This window comes from Plantactinospora soyae (assembly GCF_014874095.1).
GTDB classification, from domain to species: Bacteria; Actinomycetota; Actinomycetes; order Mycobacteriales; family Micromonosporaceae; genus Plantactinospora; species Plantactinospora soyae.
Genome location: NZ_JADBEB010000001.1, coordinates 1,967,083 through 1,983,054 on the forward strand (window position 1 = coordinate 1,967,083; position 15,972 = coordinate 1,983,054).

At 69.4% G+C, this 15,972-nt stretch carries 11 protein-coding genes, 2 tRNA genes and 2 pseudogenes; 10 read left to right on the forward strand and 5 right to left on the reverse strand.

Annotation, left to right across the window (positions count from 1 at the left end; all coding sequences use genetic code 11):
* Positions 1-258: 258 nt before the first annotated feature.
* The 9 genes and pseudogenes from gyrB to H4W31_RS08790 all read left to right on the forward strand — a co-directional run bounded on the left by gyrB (position 259) and on the right by H4W31_RS08790 (position 8,294).
* On the forward strand, positions 259-2,202 hold the full coding sequence (gene gyrB / locus H4W31_RS08755) for a DNA topoisomerase (ATP-hydrolyzing) subunit B (RefSeq protein ID WP_192766200.1): 1,944 nt from the start codon (positions 259-261) through the stop codon (positions 2,200-2,202).
* A 170-nt stretch (positions 2,203-2,372) separates the two neighbouring features.
* The gene (gyrA, locus tag H4W31_RS08760; protein WP_192766201.1) at positions 2,373-4,901 is read left to right on the forward strand and encodes a DNA gyrase subunit A; all 2,529 of its coding nucleotides are present in this window, start codon (positions 2,373-2,375) and stop codon (positions 4,899-4,901) included.
* Positions 4,902-4,904: 3 nt separating this feature from the next.
* Positions 4,905-6,005: a DUF3566 domain-containing protein gene (locus H4W31_RS08765; protein WP_192766202.1), complete on the forward strand. Its 1,101-nt coding sequence runs from the start codon at positions 4,905-4,907 to the stop codon at positions 6,003-6,005.
* A 171-nt stretch (positions 6,006-6,176) separates the two neighbouring features.
* A tRNA-Ile gene (locus H4W31_RS08770) sits at positions 6,177-6,250 on the forward strand.
* A gap of 42 nt (positions 6,251-6,292) precedes the next feature.
* Entirely contained in the window at positions 6,293-6,421 is a 129-nt protein-coding gene (locus tag H4W31_RS42600; RefSeq protein ID WP_225945452.1) for a DLW-39 family protein, read from the forward strand.
* 42 nt (positions 6,422-6,463) lie between these two features.
* Positions 6,464-6,539 (forward strand) — tRNA-Ala (locus tag H4W31_RS08775).
* A 242-nt stretch (positions 6,540-6,781) separates the two neighbouring features.
* The gene (locus H4W31_RS08780) at positions 6,782-7,192 is read left to right on the forward strand and encodes a VOC family protein (RefSeq protein WP_192766203.1); all 411 of its coding nucleotides are present in this window, start codon (positions 6,782-6,784) and stop codon (positions 7,190-7,192) included.
* Positions 7,193-7,332: 140 nt separating this feature from the next.
* Positions 7,333-7,578 (forward strand): annotated as a pseudogene (locus tag H4W31_RS08785) (AraC family transcriptional regulator); the annotation flags it as partial.
* Between the two features lie 89 nt (positions 7,579-7,667).
* A complete protein-coding gene (locus H4W31_RS08790) occupies positions 7,668-8,294 on the forward strand; it encodes a VOC family protein (RefSeq protein ID WP_192766205.1) in 627 nt (208 codons plus the stop codon).
* 85 nt (positions 8,295-8,379) lie between these two features.
* Here H4W31_RS08790 and H4W31_RS08795 read toward each other — a convergent pair whose 3' ends face one another.
* A complete protein-coding gene (locus H4W31_RS08795; RefSeq protein WP_192766206.1) occupies positions 8,380-8,838 on the reverse strand; it encodes a hypothetical protein in 459 nt (152 codons plus the stop codon).
* A 43-nt stretch (positions 8,839-8,881) separates the two neighbouring features.
* Entirely contained in the window at positions 8,882-10,171 is a 1,290-nt protein-coding gene (locus tag H4W31_RS08800; RefSeq protein WP_192766207.1) for a D-alanyl-D-alanine carboxypeptidase family protein, read from the reverse strand.
* 193 nt (positions 10,172-10,364) lie between these two features.
* Between H4W31_RS08800 and H4W31_RS08805 the strand changes: the two genes are divergently transcribed.
* Positions 10,365-10,937, forward strand: coding sequence for a YcxB family protein (locus tag H4W31_RS08805; RefSeq protein ID WP_192766208.1), 573 nt, complete (start codon positions 10,365-10,367; stop codon positions 10,935-10,937).
* A gap of 971 nt (positions 10,938-11,908) precedes the next feature.
* On the opposite strand, the pseudogene H4W31_RS45005 reads toward H4W31_RS08805, so the two are convergent.
* The 3 genes and pseudogenes from H4W31_RS45005 to H4W31_RS08820 all read right to left on the reverse strand — a co-directional run.
* Positions 11,909-12,763: pseudogene (locus H4W31_RS45005) on the reverse strand (serine/threonine-protein kinase); the annotation flags it as partial.
* A gap of 72 nt (positions 12,764-12,835) precedes the next feature.
* A complete protein-coding gene (locus H4W31_RS08815; protein WP_192766210.1) occupies positions 12,836-13,813 on the reverse strand; it encodes an aldo/keto reductase in 978 nt (325 codons plus the stop codon).
* A gap of 173 nt (positions 13,814-13,986) precedes the next feature.
* Complete coding sequence (locus H4W31_RS08820; RefSeq protein ID WP_192766211.1) at positions 13,987-15,894, reverse strand: PPC domain-containing protein; 1,908 nt, start codon at positions 15,892-15,894, stop codon at positions 13,987-13,989.
* Positions 15,895-15,972 lie beyond the last annotated feature (78 nt).

Sequence of the window (15,972 nt, forward strand, 5' to 3'; positions counted from 1 at the left end):
GTCATCTGGGCACAGTAAGATTGACAGCGAGACGACGACACGGTGTGGAGCGATGACCCGGACCTCAAGGATTCGGGCCGGGACCGCGCCGGGTCCGAGCCGATCGCGATCCGTGGGCAACCGCGGCGACCGGCGCGTTCGACCGTACCCCGGAACTTGTCGTGGTGTCGGCCCGCGCGCCCGCCGTCGTGGCCGTCCACCAAACCCGCGCCTCTCCGCGCCTGACCCGGCGTGGAGCGACGCGAGAAAGTGGCCAAGGTGGCAGCGCAGAAGAAGCAGGAGTACGGCGCCGAGTCGATCACCGTTCTGGAGGGCCTGGAGGCCGTCCGGAAGCGGCCTGGTATGTACATCGGATCGACCGGTGAGCGCGGTCTGCACCACCTTGTCCAGGAAGTTGTGGACAACGCGGTGGACGAGGCGATGGCCGGCTACTGCGACACGATCGAGGTGGTCCTGCTCGCCGACGGCGGCGTACAGGTCACCGACAACGGTCGTGGGTTCCCCGTCGACCTGCACCCGAAGCTGAAGAAGCCCGGTGTCGAGGTCGCGTTGACCGTGCTGCACGCCGGCGGCAAGTTCGACGGCAAGGCGTACCAGGTCTCCGGTGGCCTGCACGGCGTCGGCGTCTCGGTGGTCAACGCGCTCTCCACCCGGATGTTCGTGGAGATCCACAAGTCCGGGCACGTCTGGCGGCAGCACTACAACAACTCGAAGCCCTCCCCGCTGGAGAAGGGCGAGACCACCAACACGACCGGTTCGGCGGTCTCCTTCTGGCCGGACCCGGACGTCTTCGAGACGACCGACTTCTCCTTCGAGACGATCTACCGTCGGCTCCAGGAGATGGCCTTCCTGAACCGTGGCCTGACCATCCAGCTCCGCGACGAGCGGGTGCGGGAGGAGGACGGCAAGGCTCGTGAGGTGACGTTCTGCTACAAGGGCGGCATCGCCGACTTCGTCCGGCACCTGAACAACTCGAAGAACCCGATCCACAAGACCGTGGTGGAGTTCGGGGCCGAGGAGGAGGGCATGTCGGTCGAGATCGCCATGCAGTGGAACGAGTCGTACGGCGAGTCGGTCTACACCTTCGCGAACACCATCAACACGCACGAGGGTGGTACCCACGAGGAGGGCTTCCGGGCCGCGCTGACCAGCGTGGTCAACCGGTACGGCGCGGAGAAGAAGCTGCTCAAGGGCGACGAGAAGCTCTCCGGCGAGGACATCCGGGAGGGGCTCGCGGCGATCATCTCGGTCAAGCTGGCCAACCCGCAGTTCGAGGGTCAGACCAAGACCAAGCTCGGCAACACCCCGGTGAAGAGCTTCGTGCAGCGGGCCTGCAACGAGTGGCTGGTCGACTGGTTCGACCGGAACCCCGCCGAGGTCAAGCTGATCATCACCAAGGCGACCCAGGCCGCTCGGGCCCGGATCGCCGCGCAGCAGGCCCGGAAGCTGGCCCGGCGCAAGTCGCTGCTGGAGTCCGGCTCGATGCCGGGCAAGCTGGCCGACTGCCAGTCCACCGACCCGCGTGAGTCCGAGGTGTTCATCGTCGAGGGTGACTCGGCGGGCGGCTCGGCCAAGCAGGGCCGGGATCCGCGTACCCAGGCGATCCTGCCGATCCGAGGCAAGATCCTCAACGTGGAGAAGGCCCGGATCGACCGGGTGCTGAAGAACAACGAGGTCCAGGCGCTGATCACCGCGCTGGGCACCGGCATCCACGACGACTTCGACATGGAGAAGCTGCGCTACCACAAGGTGGTGCTGATGGCCGACGCCGACGTCGACGGTCAGCACATCCAGACGCTGCTGCTCACCCTGCTGTTCCGCTTCATGCGGCCGTTGGTCGAGATGGGGCACGTCTACCTCGCGGCCCCGCCGCTCTACAAGATCAAGTGGAACCGCAAGGGCGACGACGCCCAGTACGCCTACTCCGACCGGGAGCGGGACGGACTGATCGCGCTACGTCAGCAGAAGAAGGCGAACGCCAAGCCGGACGACATCCAGCGGTTCAAGGGTCTGGGCGAGATGAACTACCCCGAACTGTGGGAAACCACGATGAACCCAGCGACCCGTACCCTCCGGCAGGTCACCCTCGACGACGCGGCAACCGCCGACGAGCTGTTCAGCGTGCTGATGGGCGAGGACGTGGAAGCACGCCGCTCGTTCATCCAGCGCAACGCCAAGGACGTTCGCTTCCTCGACATCTAGTGCCGGTACGGCGATCCCGCACGGCCGGCCCTGACCGGCGGTGCGGTGTTGCCGGGCCTGGACGAATGGCCCGGCAACATCGTCGTTCCACACAGTTATCCACAGCTTCCACGGTTTCCACAGCCGTTATCCACAGCGGAATGCGGCTTTGAGTCTGATAAGGGTTGACAGTGACGGATACTCCCGAGTCCTCCGCGAACGAGCCAGAGCAGGAGACCGCTGCCGGCGGCGCGGTCGCTCAGCACGATCGGATCGAACCGGTCGGGCTCGAGGTGGAGATGCAGCGCTCCTACCTCGACTACGCGATGAGCGTGATCGTCGGGCGGGCACTGCCGGACGTGCGGGACGGGCTCAAGCCCGTACACCGCAAGATTCTCTACGCCATGTTCGACTCCGGCTACCGGCCGGACCGGGGGTACGTGAAGTGCTCCCGGGTGGTCGGCGACGTGATGGGTCAGTTCCACCCGCACGGCGACTCCTCCATCTACGACGCCCTGGTCCGGATGGCCCAGACCTGGTCCCTGCGCTACCCGCTGGTCGACGGCAACGGCAACTTCGGCTCTCCGGGTAACGACCCGGCAGCCGCCATGCGCTACACCGAGTGCAAGCTCGACCCGTTGGCGATGGAGATGCTCCGGGACATCGACGAGGACACCGTCGACTTCCAGGACAACTACGACGGCCGGGCCAAGGAGCCGACGATCCTGCCGTCGCGCGTGCCCAACCTGCTGCTCAACGGCTCCGAGGGCATCGCGGTCGGAATGGCGACCAAGATCCCGCCGCACAACCTGCGGGAGATCGGCGCGGCGGTGCAGTGGTGCCTGGAGAACCCGGACGCCGACGAGGCGACCACCCTCGACGAGCTGATCGGGATCGTCAAGGGGCCGGACTTCCCGACGCACGGCCTGATCGTCGGGACGACCCCGATCCAGGACGCGTACCGGACCGGGCGTGGCTCGATCCGGATGCGCGCGGTGGTCGAGGTCGAGGAGGACAAGAAGGGCCGGACCTGCCTGGTCGTCACCGAGCTGCCGTACCAGGTCAACCCCGACAACCTGGCCGAGCGGATCGCCGAGCTGATCAAGGAGGGGAAGCTCGCCGGGATCGCCGACATCCGGGACGAGTCCTCCGGGCGTACGGGCATGCGGATCGTGCTGGTGCTCAAGCGCGACGCGGTGGCGAAGGTGGTGCTGAACAACCTCTACAAGCACACCCAGCTCCAGGAGACCTTCGGCGCCAACATGCTGGCCCTGGTCGACGGGGTGCCCCGGACGCTCAACCTGGCACAGTTCATCCGCTACTACGTCGAGCACCAGATCAACGTGATCCGCCGGCGTACCGCGTACCGGTTGCGGAAGGCCGAGGAGCGGGCGCATATCCTCCGGGGTCTGGTCAAGGCGCTGGACGCGCTCGACGACGTCATCGCGTTGATCCGTCGCTCGCCCACGGTGGACGAGGCCCGGCAGGGTCTGATCCAGCTGCTGGAGATCGACGAGGTACAGGCCACGGCGATCCTGGACATGCAGCTGCGCCGGCTCGCCGCGCTGGAACGTCAGAAGATCATCGACGAGTTGGCCAAGATCGAGATCGAGATCGCGGACCTCAAGGACATCCTGGCCAAGCCGGAGCGGCAGCGGAAGATCGTTTCCGAGGAGCTCGGCGAGATCGTGGCCAAGTGGGGCGACGAGCGCCGGACCAAGATCGTGCCCTTCGAGGGCGAGGTCTCGATGGAGGACCTGATCGCCCGCGAGGACGTGGTGGTCACCATCACCCGGACCGGCTACGCCAAGCGGACCAAGGTCGACCTCTACCGCTCGCAGCGGCGCGGCGGCAAGGGGGTCAGTGGCGCCACGCTTCGGCAGGACGATATCGTCAGCCACTTCTTTGTCTGCTCGACGCACGACTGGATGCTCTTCTTCACCAATAAGGGGAGGGTCTACCGGGCCAAGGCGTACGAGTTGCCAGAGGCCAGTAGGGTGGCGAAAGGTCAGCACGTGGCCAATCTGCTCGCCTTCCAGCCGGACGAGCAGATCGCCCAGGTCATCGAGATCCCGGACTACCAGGTCGCGCCCTACCTGGTGCTGGCCACCAGGAACGGCCTGGTGAAGAAGACGAAGTTGGAGGAGTTCGATTCCAACCGTTCCGGCGGCGTGATCGCGATCAACCTCCGGGACGAGGACGAGCTGGTAGGAGCGGCGCTGGCGGGACCCGGGGACGATCTCCTGCTGGTGTCCAAGCAGGCGCAGGCGATTCGGTTCAACGCCACGGACGAGGCGCTCCGGCCGATGGGCCGGGCCACGTCGGGGGTGATCGGGATGCGGTTCACCGACGACGACGTGCTGTTGGCGATGGAGGTAGTCCGCGAGGGCATGAACCTGGATGTCCTGGTGGCGACGAACGGGGGATACGCAAAACGTACCCCGATCGAGGTGTACCCCGTGCAGGGTAGGGGAGGTAAAGGGGTGCTGACCGCGAAGATCACCGAACGCCGTGGTGGTCTGGTCGGTGCGGTCGTGATCAGCCCGGACGACGAGCTGTTTGCCATCACCAGCAACGGCGGTGTGATCCGGACTCCCGTGAAGCCTGTACGCCGAACGCGTGATCGGAACACAATGGGGGTCAAACTGATGGACCTACCAGACGGCGTGACTATTGTGGCGATTGCTCGCAATGCCGACGAGCCTGACGAACAGGACTAGTTGATGACGGAGACACAGGCGAAGTCGGGGGCTGCGGGGGCCTCGACCAACCCGGTCGACGAGGAGGCCGGCGGTGCCGGCGCACCAGCGACCGGCCGCACGGCAGTCGGCCGGGCGGTAGTCCCCGCTGACGCGCCGTCCCCCAAGTTCACCCGGGCGCCGGGCATGCCGCCGCCACCCGAGCAGCTTCCCGAGGAGTCGGCCAGCACGTCGGCCCAGGCCGACGGCAGCCTCGAGGAGACGGCGCCGGTCGCGAAGGACGCCGAGGAGACCGTGACCTACCCGGTCGCATCCTCCCCGGCCCCGAGGGTCACCGTCGGAGCCGGTCGGGTAGAGCCGGCCGATAGAGCCGAGCAGTCCGCCCCGACCGGCCGGTTGGAGCAACCGGGCTCGTCCAGCCGTACCGAACGCATCCCGAACCGGACCGAACGGCCGGCCGTCCCCACGGCGAGCGGTGCCGAGTCGACCCAGCCGATCTCCAGCGCCCAGCAGGGTGCCTTCCGGCCCGGGCGGGCCGGTGGAACGCCCCAACCCCAGACCCCGACGAGTCGGTTCGGGTTCGGCGGTCCCGCCGCGCGGCCGGCCACCGGAGTCGGCGCCGCCGGGGCGACCGGCGGCCCGGGTGCCGGCGGCGGCGGTGGTGCGGCCGCCGGTGGTGCCGGAGCGGTCGGTGCCGCGCGGGTGACCGAGGCCGTTCGCGCCGCCCGCAGCACGGTCAGCTCGGCGGCCTCGCGGGGTCCACGTCGGGCCCGGCTGAACCTGAAGCGGATCGACCCCTGGTCCGTCATGAAGTTCTCGTTCGCGGTCTCGCTGGTGCTCTTCATCGTGGTGATCGTCGCAACGTCCGTGCTCTATCTCGCGCTCGACGCGATGGGCGTCTTCGACAGCGTGAACGGCACGCTCACCGACATGCTCAGCGCGACCGGCGGTCAGGGCGGCAGCACCTTCAAGATCACCGCCAAGGGTGTCATCCTCACCTCGGGTCTCATCGGCCTGGTGAACGTGGTGCTCTTCACCGCGTTGGCCACGCTCGCGGCCTTCATCTACAACGTCTGCGCCGACCTGGTCGGCGGCGTCGAGCTGACGCTCGCCGAGCGGGACTGAGCGGACGACAGCGGTTTCGGCACACGCCGGGGCACGCCGCAAAGCGGTGGCCCCGGCGTTCGTCGTTCCGGTACCGTCTCGTCGTACCGGGTAGGGCAGTGCAGGTTTCGCCAGCGGCGGCCCCGAGTTGGGATCGGCGCCGGGGGTACGGTAACCTTGCTCGGCGCACGGGGGGCTATAGCTCAGTCGGTTAGAGCGCAGAGCTGATAACTCTGAGGTCGATGGTTCGATTCCATCTAGCCCCACTTCACACCGTCCGACGACTGGTCGAGCGTGAGGATACATCCATGTTGAAGAAGATCCTGCTCGTCGTCGGCGTGGTAGGCGTCGCGGCACTCGTCTACAAGAAGGTCAAGGAATCCAACGACGAGCGGGCCCTCTGGCATGAGGCCACCACCGCGCCGGACCTTCGGTAGTCTTCCGATCGGACCGCCGTCCCCGGGGACGTGGTCCAGCCCGGGGCCGTAGCTCAACTGGCAGAGCACTGCCTTTGCAAGGCAGGGGTTAGGGGTTCGAGTCCCCTCGGCTCCACCATTCAACGCCTTGAACGGGCAATGCCTGACGCAAGATCATCGAGTGGACCACCGGTACGAGCTAGGTGACCTCTGGACGGCCCGTCGGGGTTCGACCGGGTCGAAGCGGAGAACTGTCCCGCTGGCGTAGCGGGGACGTGCCGCGTGCCACCGCAGAGGATGCGCTCGCGTGTGACGAAGCCTGCGGGCCGATCGGTCAGGAATCAAGAAGCACGGGTCATCGAGGCGCATAGCCTGATCATCATGGACATCACCATTCACACGACCGTCCTTCCGCACGACGACCCGGACGCGTCCCTGGCCTTCTACCGAGATGCCCTCGACTTCGAGGTTCGCAGCGACGTCGGGAAGGGCAAGATGCGCTGGATCACGGTCGGCCCCGTCGGCCAGCCCGGCACATCCATTCTTCTGGCGCCGCCGGCCGTCGACCCCGGGATCACCGAGGACGAGCGCCGCACCATCGCCGAGATGATGGCCAAGGGCACCTACGGCTGGATCCTGCTGGCCACCCGGGACCTCGACGGCACCTTCGAGAAGGTCCAGGCCGGCGACGCCGAGGTCGTACAGGAACCGACCGAGCAGCCGTACGGCGTCCGTGACTGCGCCTTCCGCGATCCGGCCGGCAACTTGATTCGGATCCAGGAGCTCCGCTGACCGGTCCGATCATCCGGCTCGGCCCGTTCAACCGGCCCGTCGACTACCGGCGAGCCGGTGATCATCGCGATCGAGCACCTCGCCGCCCACCTCGACCGGCGATCCAGGCGCTCACGGACATCGACGGAAGGAGTTCTCTCATGTGTCACCCCTCGTGGGGGCGTGCCCGCAGCACGGCGTACCGGCTGGACGAACTCGTACGACTGCGCCGGGTCCGGGATCGGATCGACCGGGGGTACGCGGAGCCGCTCGACGTCGAGGCGCTCGCCCGTGACGTGGACATGTCGGCCGGGCAGCTCAGCCGCCAGTTCCGGCTGGCCTACGGCGAGTCGCCGTACGGGTACCTGATGAGGCGTCGTATCGAGCGCGTGGCGGCGCTGGGTCGACTCCGGGTGCAGAGCCCTCGGGCGGACCCGACAAGACCGGTCAGGAATCGAGAAGCGCTGGTCACCGAGCCGGAACTAGCGTGATGACCATGACATTCATCGAATCCGTCACCCTCGACGTGGCCGACCCTACCGCCGCCGAACGCTTCTACCGCACCGCCTTCGGTCTGGACAGCCAGGTACGCCTGCGGGCGTCGCAGGCCGCCAGCACCGGTTTCCGTGGGTTCACGCTGTCGCTCACGGTGTCCCAGCCCGGCACCGTCGACAGCCTCGTCAACGCCGCCCTCGGTGCCGGCGCCACGTCGCTCAAGCCTGCCGCGAAATCGCTCTGGGGCTACGGCGGCGTCGTGCAGGCCCCGGACGGGACAATCTGGAAGGTCGCCACCTCGGCGAAGAAGGACACCGGCCCCGCCACCCGCCAGATCGACGACATCGTGCTCCTGCTGGGAACCGCGGACGTCGCCGCGAGCAAGCGGTTCTACGTCGACCACGGCCTTGTCGTGGCGAAGAGCTTCGGCCGCATGTACGTCGAGTTCGCCACCGGGTCGGGCCCGATCAAGCTGGCGCTGTACCGGCGCCGCGCCCTCGCCAAGGACGCCGGTGTCTCTCCCGACGGCACCGGATCGCACCGGCTCACGATCGGCGGCGATGCCGGCTCCTTCAGCGACCCGGACGGCTTCGCCTGGGAGGCCGCGTCACCGGTACCCACGCCCTGACGTGTCACCGCGAACAGCGGTGCGAAGCAGGTCGCCGGTCGACGTGTCCAGGAACGGCGGGGCGGGGCGACAGCATCGCCCCGCCTCAACCGATCTGCAGTAGCAGGACCTCGTCCTCCCGGAGGTGGGCGATGGTGTCGCGCAGCAGCCGCAGTCCATCCAGCCCGGCCATCACGCTCTCCTCGGAGGAGTCGAACCCCATCTCCGCGAAGTGGGCGGCCAACTCCTTCGTGCTGTGCCCGGCCGGATCGAGCCGGCCCAGGAGTCCTTCGTCCGCCGGCGGGATGAGCAGGCTCATGCCGCACGACCCGTTGATCGCGGCGGACTCCGGCTGGAACTCCGACCGCTCGAGGTCGACGTCGCGCTCCTGGAGATAGGTGAGGACGTACAGCATGCAGTAGCCGGACCAGTCGTACTCTTCCGGCGGCCTGCGCCCGTGCTCGGCGAGGTAGGTGTGCAGCGACGACGGCGACGTCTGCGCCAGCCGGGCCAGTTCCGGGACCCCGCTCCTGTCGAGCAGCGTCAGCGATGCGATGGCGGACAACAGGAACCTCTTCTCGTACGACCTCGGCGGTGGGTCACGCGGGTCAGCGGCGTTCGCGGATGCGGTCCCAGTTGCTCGGCGGCTCCAGCCGTACGCCGGTGTGCAGCGGGGCGCCGACCGGGGCGTTGTCCCCGGCGACCGCACTGATCTGGCCGTGTTCGGCGTCGGCCAGCAGCCGCGTCGGTACGGCCGGGATGTCGACGTCCAGCCGTACCTCCATGCCGGGCCAACCCACCACGGCCAGGTCCTTCCCGGCGTTGATCGTCGTGCCGGTGCCGAGCGGTCCCTGCACGGTGGCGACCTGGTCGCCGGCCCGGACGATCGGATGCACGACGATCGCCGCGGCGGCGGTGCGGACCAGCGGTCGGGTCGCCTTGAACACCCGGTCCAGCTGCACCGGGGTGTTGGCGCCGGGCTGCCCGAAGACGGCGCCCACGATGGTGATTCGCCGGCCGCCGACCTTGACGACGGCGGCGAAGACCAGGCAGCCGCCGGCCTCGTCGGTGGACCCGGTCTTGATCCCCACGACGCCGTCCCGGCCGACCAGGGAGTTGTAGTTCTTCACCGTGCCGGCGACCGGGAGGGTGGCCTTCTTCTGCGCCACGATCTCCGCGAACGCCGGCAGCTTCATCGCCTTGCGGGCCAGGATCACCTGGTCCACGGCGGTGCTCACGCTGCCCGCGTCGAGCCCGGACGGATCGGTGTAGCGGGTGTCGGCCATGCCCAGTTTGGCGGCCGTGTCGTTCATCTTGGCGACGAACGCCTCGATGCTGCCGGCGTCCCAGGCCGCGAGGATCCGCGCCATGTTGTTCGCCGACGGGAGCAGCACCGCCTGCAACGCCTGCCGCTCGGTGAAGACCGCGCCCGCTCGGACCGCCACCAGGGACTCGCCACGGGCCAGCTCCGCCGGGTACGCGGCGGCCTGCGCGGCGCTGACCGTGAGCTTCGGTCCGTGCTCGCCCCGTTTGAGGGGGTGCTCGGTCAGGATGACGTACGCCGTCATCACCTTGGCCACGCTCGCGATCGGTATCGGCTCGCTGCCGCCCGAGGTGCCGAGCGAGCCGAGCCCCTCGACCGAGAGGGCCGCCTGCCCGGACCTCGGCCACGGCACCGTCGGGGCCTCGCCGGGGATGACCATCGACGCGGGGAGGGTCCGCGTGACGGCCGGCGCGGGCAGCGGTTGCCGCAGCGGGTGGATCACGACCAGCGCGGTACCGGCAAGGAGCAGGGTCAGCAGACCACTGATCAGCAGCCAGAGGCGGCCGTTACGACGCCGGGCCGGCGGTGGTGGCGGGACCGGTGTAATCACCTGGGTCGTCGCAGAGTCGAACATTTCGATGTCTCCCCGTGTCGCACGCCGGCCTGCCCACGGGGGCGCGGCCGGTGCGCTGATCTGGCTGTCACTGACGTGGCCGTCGCCGGTGAACCCGTACCGGTACCGCGCACGCTGCCGAGTAGTGCATTGTCGCACCGCTCGTCAATCGCTCGGCCGGTCGAGCGCTCCAATCCCGGTAAGCTGCCCGGCTATGCCAGCCGAGCAGATCACGACCGATCCGATCGTGCTCCGTTACACCCTCACCCCGGACGACCTGCGCGACGGGTTCGCCGCCCAGCAGCGTCGGATCTGGCGTCCCTGGCTGGTTCCCCTGCTGACGGCCGCCGCGCTGATCGGGCTCGCCAAGGCCCTCGTCTCATCCGGGGTCGGGGAGCTGCCGGCGCTGGCCATCGCGATCGTCGGGGCCATCTCCGTCGTGCTGGTGCTCCTCATCATCGGGCTGAGCCTGCTGCTGCTCCGGCTCCTGTTCGCCCTGATCTACCGGGGGCAGGTCCGCCTCATCGTGCGCGGGAATCCCTGGCTGTCCCAGCCGATCCGGGCGACGGTGTCCGACGCCGGAGTGCAGCTCAGCAACGCGGCCGGGGAGACGACGAGCCGCTGGCCCCAGTACCCGCTGTACGTCGAGACGGCCCGGTCGTTCGTCCTGCTGGCCTCGGAGAAGCGTGCCGCGATGGTGCTCGTGCTGCCGAAACGGGGACTGGTCGGGGCCGATCCGGCGCGGCTGGCGGCGGTGCTCGCCACCCACTCCCGACAGCGCACCTGAGCAGGGCGGGCGACAGCCTCCGACGATCAGTCGCAGTGCTCGAACGGGCTGCCGTAACTGGCCCCGGCGGCCGAGCCACCCCAGCGCACGCAGACCCCGGCGGCCTTCGCCCGTACCGGACCGGCGTAGTACGCGAAGGAACCGCCGTCGGTACTCCGGGTCCGGCCCTGCACCTCCAGGTACGTCGAGACCGCCGTCGCCTTGCCGATCGAGGTGGACTTGAGGGCGACCGTGCAGTTGTAGCCGTTGCCGGCGTTGTACAGCAGGTACACCTTGCCCCGCTGTACGCCGTCCGATCCGGTCAGCGTGGCCGAATCGATCACCTTGTACCCGCTGCCGCAGACCTTGCCAGGGGTGTGCGGATTGCTCGCCGGGGGCTTGCCCGGCGTCGTACCCGGTTTCGGGCCGCCGGTGGTGTCCGGGTCGGTGCCCCGGGAGGGGACCGAGGGATTCGTCGTGCCGGGGGCCTTGGCCGACTGGCTCGGCCGGGCGGTCGCCGTCGCGCGGGCCGCCGGTCCGGCGCCGCCATCGCCAGGGTCCGCACTGGCAGAGGTCCCAACCCACGCCTTCGTCAGCTCCTCCGGCGAGGGTTCCTCGTCGTCGGGTCGCAGGCCCACGAAGGCGGCGACGCTGGCGAGCGCGAGGACGACCGCCCCGGCCACGCTGGCGAGCAGAACGTGGCGGCGCCGGTTGCTGCGGACGGTCGGCGGGAAATACAGCGGGCCCGCCTCGGAGTGTGACCGGTCGGGATGCGGGCCCGCACCGGGGTCATTCCGTGGCCGAGGCGGGATGGACCGCAGCTCCGGACGGGTGTTCGGCACCAGCCCGCCGGTCGTGGCGCCTGAGCCGAGCCCACCGGTCGTGGCGCCTGAGCCGAGCCCACCGGTCGTGGCGCCGACCGAGTGACCGCCGGTCGTGGCGCCGCCGAGGCCGATGCCGGACCCACCGCCGTGGGCGAAGCTCGGGCCGGGCGGCGGTGGTGGCGGCGGAATCGACCCGGCGTGTTGGGCGGCGCGGGCGGCGTCGGCGAACGCCGCGGCGCTCGGGTACCGCCCGGCGGGGTCCTTGGCCAGGGCCCGGCTCACCAGTGCCGCCACCGACGCGGGTACGTCGAGCGGCAGCGTGGGCGGGTCGTCCTGGAGGTGCTGGGTCACCACGTGCAGTGGATTGGCGCCGGGGAACGGCGGTCGGCCGGTCAGGCAGGAGTACGCGACCGCGCCGAGCGCGTAGACGTCGGTGGCCGCCGAGACGGGCCGACCGGCGATCTGCTCGGGCGCCATGTACTGCACCGTGCCGAGTACGACGTTCGTGCCGGTGATGCTGGTGACGTTCCCGGACCGGGCCACGCCGAAGTCGACGAGTACGACGCTGCCGTCCGGCTGGATCAGCAGGTTGCTCGGCTTGACGTCCCGGTGGACGATGTTGGCGTTGTGCGCGACGTGCAACGCCTGCGCGGCCTGGGCCAGGATGGAGACGGTCTCGGCGACACCGAGCCGGCCGGCGGCCCTGATCCGCTTCGACAGCGGAATGCCCTCGATGTACTCCATGACGAGGTAGTCCACCCGGCGGTCATCGACCATCGCGTCCTCGCCGTAGTCGTGGACCGCGACGATGCCGGGATGGCGGAGCGCGGCGAGCATCCGTGCCTCGGTGCGGAACCGGGTGATGAACTCGGTGTCCGAGACCAGCGCCGGCAGCAGCACCTTGACCGCGACCCTGCGTCCCAGCAGCTTGTCGGTGGCCGACCAGACCTCGCCCATGCCGCCGGTCGCGATCCGATCGTCGAGCAGATAGCGATCGTTGAGTACGACTCCCCGGGTCAGCACCCGACCACGGTACCCGGCACCCGGGCGGCGCTCCGGAGTGGCCGTCGCGCTGACGACGGCCACCCCGGTTGCTCAGAACCCTTCCGCAGCGTGCGGTACGTAGTGCTCGCCGAGCCGGCGCAGCTCGTCCTCGCCGAGCGCCAACTCGACCGCGGCGACCGCGTCGGCGATGTGCTCCGGCTTCGTGGCACCGACGATCGGTGCGGTCACCGCCGGCTGGTGCCACAGCCAGGCCAGCGCGACCTGGGCCCGGGACACGCCGAGTTCACCGGCCACCGCCGCGACCGTGTCGACGACCGCGCGGTCGGCCTCCTCAGCCTGCCGGTAGAGGGTGCCGCCGAACCGGTCGGTCTCGCTGCGCCGCGTCCCGGCGTCCCAGTCCCGGGTCAGCCGGCCCCGGGCGAGCGGGCTCCACGGCAGCACCCCGACGCCCTGGTCGAGGCAGTACGGCAGCATCTCCCGTTCCTCCTCGCGCATGATCAGGTTGTACTGGTCCTGCATCGAGACGAACCGGGTCCAGCCGTTCAGGTCGGCGGCGTGCTGCGCCTGCGCGAACTGCCAGGTCCACATCGAGGAGGCGCCGAGGTAGCGGACCTTGCCGGCCCGGACCACGTCGTGCAGCGCCTCCATCGTCTCCTCGATCGGCACGTTCGGGTCGTACCGGTGGATCTGGTAGAGGTCGATGTAGTCGGTGCCGAGCCGGCGCAGGCTCTCGTCGACCTGGCTGAGGATCGCCGCCCGGGAGAGTCCGCCGCCCTTCGGTCCCGGAGCCATCCGGCCGTGCACCTTGGTGGCGATCACCACCTCGTCGCGCTTCGCGAACTCGCCGAGCAGCCTGCCGGTGATCTCCTCGCTGGTGCCGGCCGAGTAGACGTTGGCGGTGTCGAAGGTGGTGATCCCGGCCTCGATCGCCTGCCGGACGAACGGCCGCGACTCGTCGAGGCCGACCGACCACTCGTGGGTGCCGCGCTGCGGATCGCCGAAGCTCATGCAGCCGAGGACGACACTCGACACTTCCAGTCCCGAGTTGCCCAACCGTACGTAGCGCATCAGCTCTCCTCGCCTCGATCTCCTCGCGGTGCCCTGTCCTGCCGTGCCCGCCCCGTTTCCGGCACGCCCCGGCCAGCAAACGTACCGGCCCGGGAACCGTCGCCTCGACGACGGCTCCCGGGCCGGAGAGCCTTGCTTTGCGGGGTCGGGACCGGCGGACCGGTCCCGACCGGCTACCTCGTGACCGTGAGGGCGATCCGGCTGAGGGTGTCCTCGATGCCGGTGAAGCCCTCGTTCGGGTTCAACTCGTCCTCGCCGAAGTCGACGTCCGGGTCGTCAGCGGTGCCGCCGACGCCGTCCGGGCCGACCGCGAACATCAGCGCGAAGTTGCCGCCCTGGTCCATGATGTTGGCCTGCTCGTTGAACTGGTCGACGTGCCAGTCGCCGAGGAAGTGCCCGGCCTCGTGCGCGGTGACGTTACCCACCGCCCGGCCGACGAAGCCGATCCGGTCGCTGGCTCCGGTCAGGTACGTGTTCAGCGACGTCTCCTCGCCGGCCGGGTCGCTCAGCACGTCGAGCAGCACCAGCGCGGAGTCCTCCGTGCCGAAGTTGCCCGGGTCGATCGACTGGGCGATGCCGATGGTCGGGATTCCGGACTCGACGATGGTGCCGCCGATGATCACCCGGCTGACGTTCGCCTCCCCGAACGGGTCGGCATGGTCGCGGCTGTTCCGGATCCGGAGGTCGAACCGCTGGTTGAGACCGCTGGCGACCATGTCCGCGCGGAGGTTCTCCTCCACCTCGGCGATGATCGCGTCGATCACGGCGTCCTCGTCGTCGACGCTGAGCCCCCACCTGCCGAGGAAGGCCCGGAACGGGCTGAGCGTACGCACGCCCGGACCACCGAAGATCGCCGTGTTGATCCGCTCCCCGTCGAAGTCGAGGAAGATCGTCTGGCGGGGACGCTCGCCCTCCAGGCCGGGCCGGTACGCCTCGACCGTGATGTCGTAGTTCCCGTCGCCCGCGCTGACCCCGACGTAGTGCCAGCCCGCCTTGTCGGCGACGTGCTCGGTGACCGCGTTGCCACCGCCCGGCAGTGGGCTGTTCGCCGGGTAGATGCCGCTGGCGTCCTGGTCGGAGCCGTGCACCTCACGCCGATCGGTGTCGTAGACCGTCACCTTGGTGGCCGCACCCTTGACCGAGGCACCGAGCACATCACCCGGACGCAGCCGTACGGCGAAGAAGTCGACGTCCTGCTCGCCGGTGTGGATGGTGACCTGGTACGGCCCCTCGGTGCCGACGCCCAGCCCGCTGCCGGAGTCGAACGGGTCGACCGGCACGGACGGATAGCCGACGACCGCGACGTAGTAGCTGCCGTCCTCGGTGAACTCGTGGACCAGCAGGCTGTCGAAACCGTCCGCGCTGTCGTCGTTGGCGGCCACCACCTCGCCCTCGGAGTCGAAGAGGGCGACGATCGAGTCCAGGTCGTCGGTCGGGGTGTCGATGTCGATCGTCACGGTCTGGCCAGCGACCCCGGTGACCTCGTAGAAGTCGAAGTCACCCGTGCCGTCACCGGCGCTGCCGTGCGGACCGTCGCCGATCTCGGCGGACGTGGTGACTGCCTTGCGGGTGTCGCCGACGCCGGTCTCACCGGCCAGCGGGATCGCCCCGTCGTCCTCCGGATTCGGCGCGATCTCCTCCGGGTCCAGCTCTTCCGGCGAGAGCGCACCGAGGATCCGGAGCTGGAAGTTCTCCTTGGCGCCGGTGCCGAAGCCGGTGATTCGCTGCGCGGTCGCCGGGGTGTCGTTGCCGTTCCGGATGCCGGCCGGCTCCTCCTCGTCGGCCAGCAGCGGCGCGGCGAGCGCCGCCCGCTGTCGGGCCCGCAGGTCGGCACGCTGGTCGCCCTTTGCGGCCAGCCAGTTCCGCCAGCCGGCGTAGTCCGCCTTGCTGGGATCCGGCAGCAGCGCGAGGAACGGATTCGGTCCCGACGGTGCCCGGGCCGCGATGCCGGGCCCGGACTTGGCGGTGGCCGTGCCCTTCGCGCCGGCGTCCTCGGGGCCCGGCCGGGCCTGGGCGCTGCTCGGCGTGAGCACGGCGGCCACCAGTGTCCCGGCAGCCAGTATGGCGATTGGTCGACGCATGTATCCCCCTCCGTCGTGCCATCGTCGGTGGCCCCCGCCACCGATGGCTACCGTGACGCTACTGATCAGTCAGGAGAA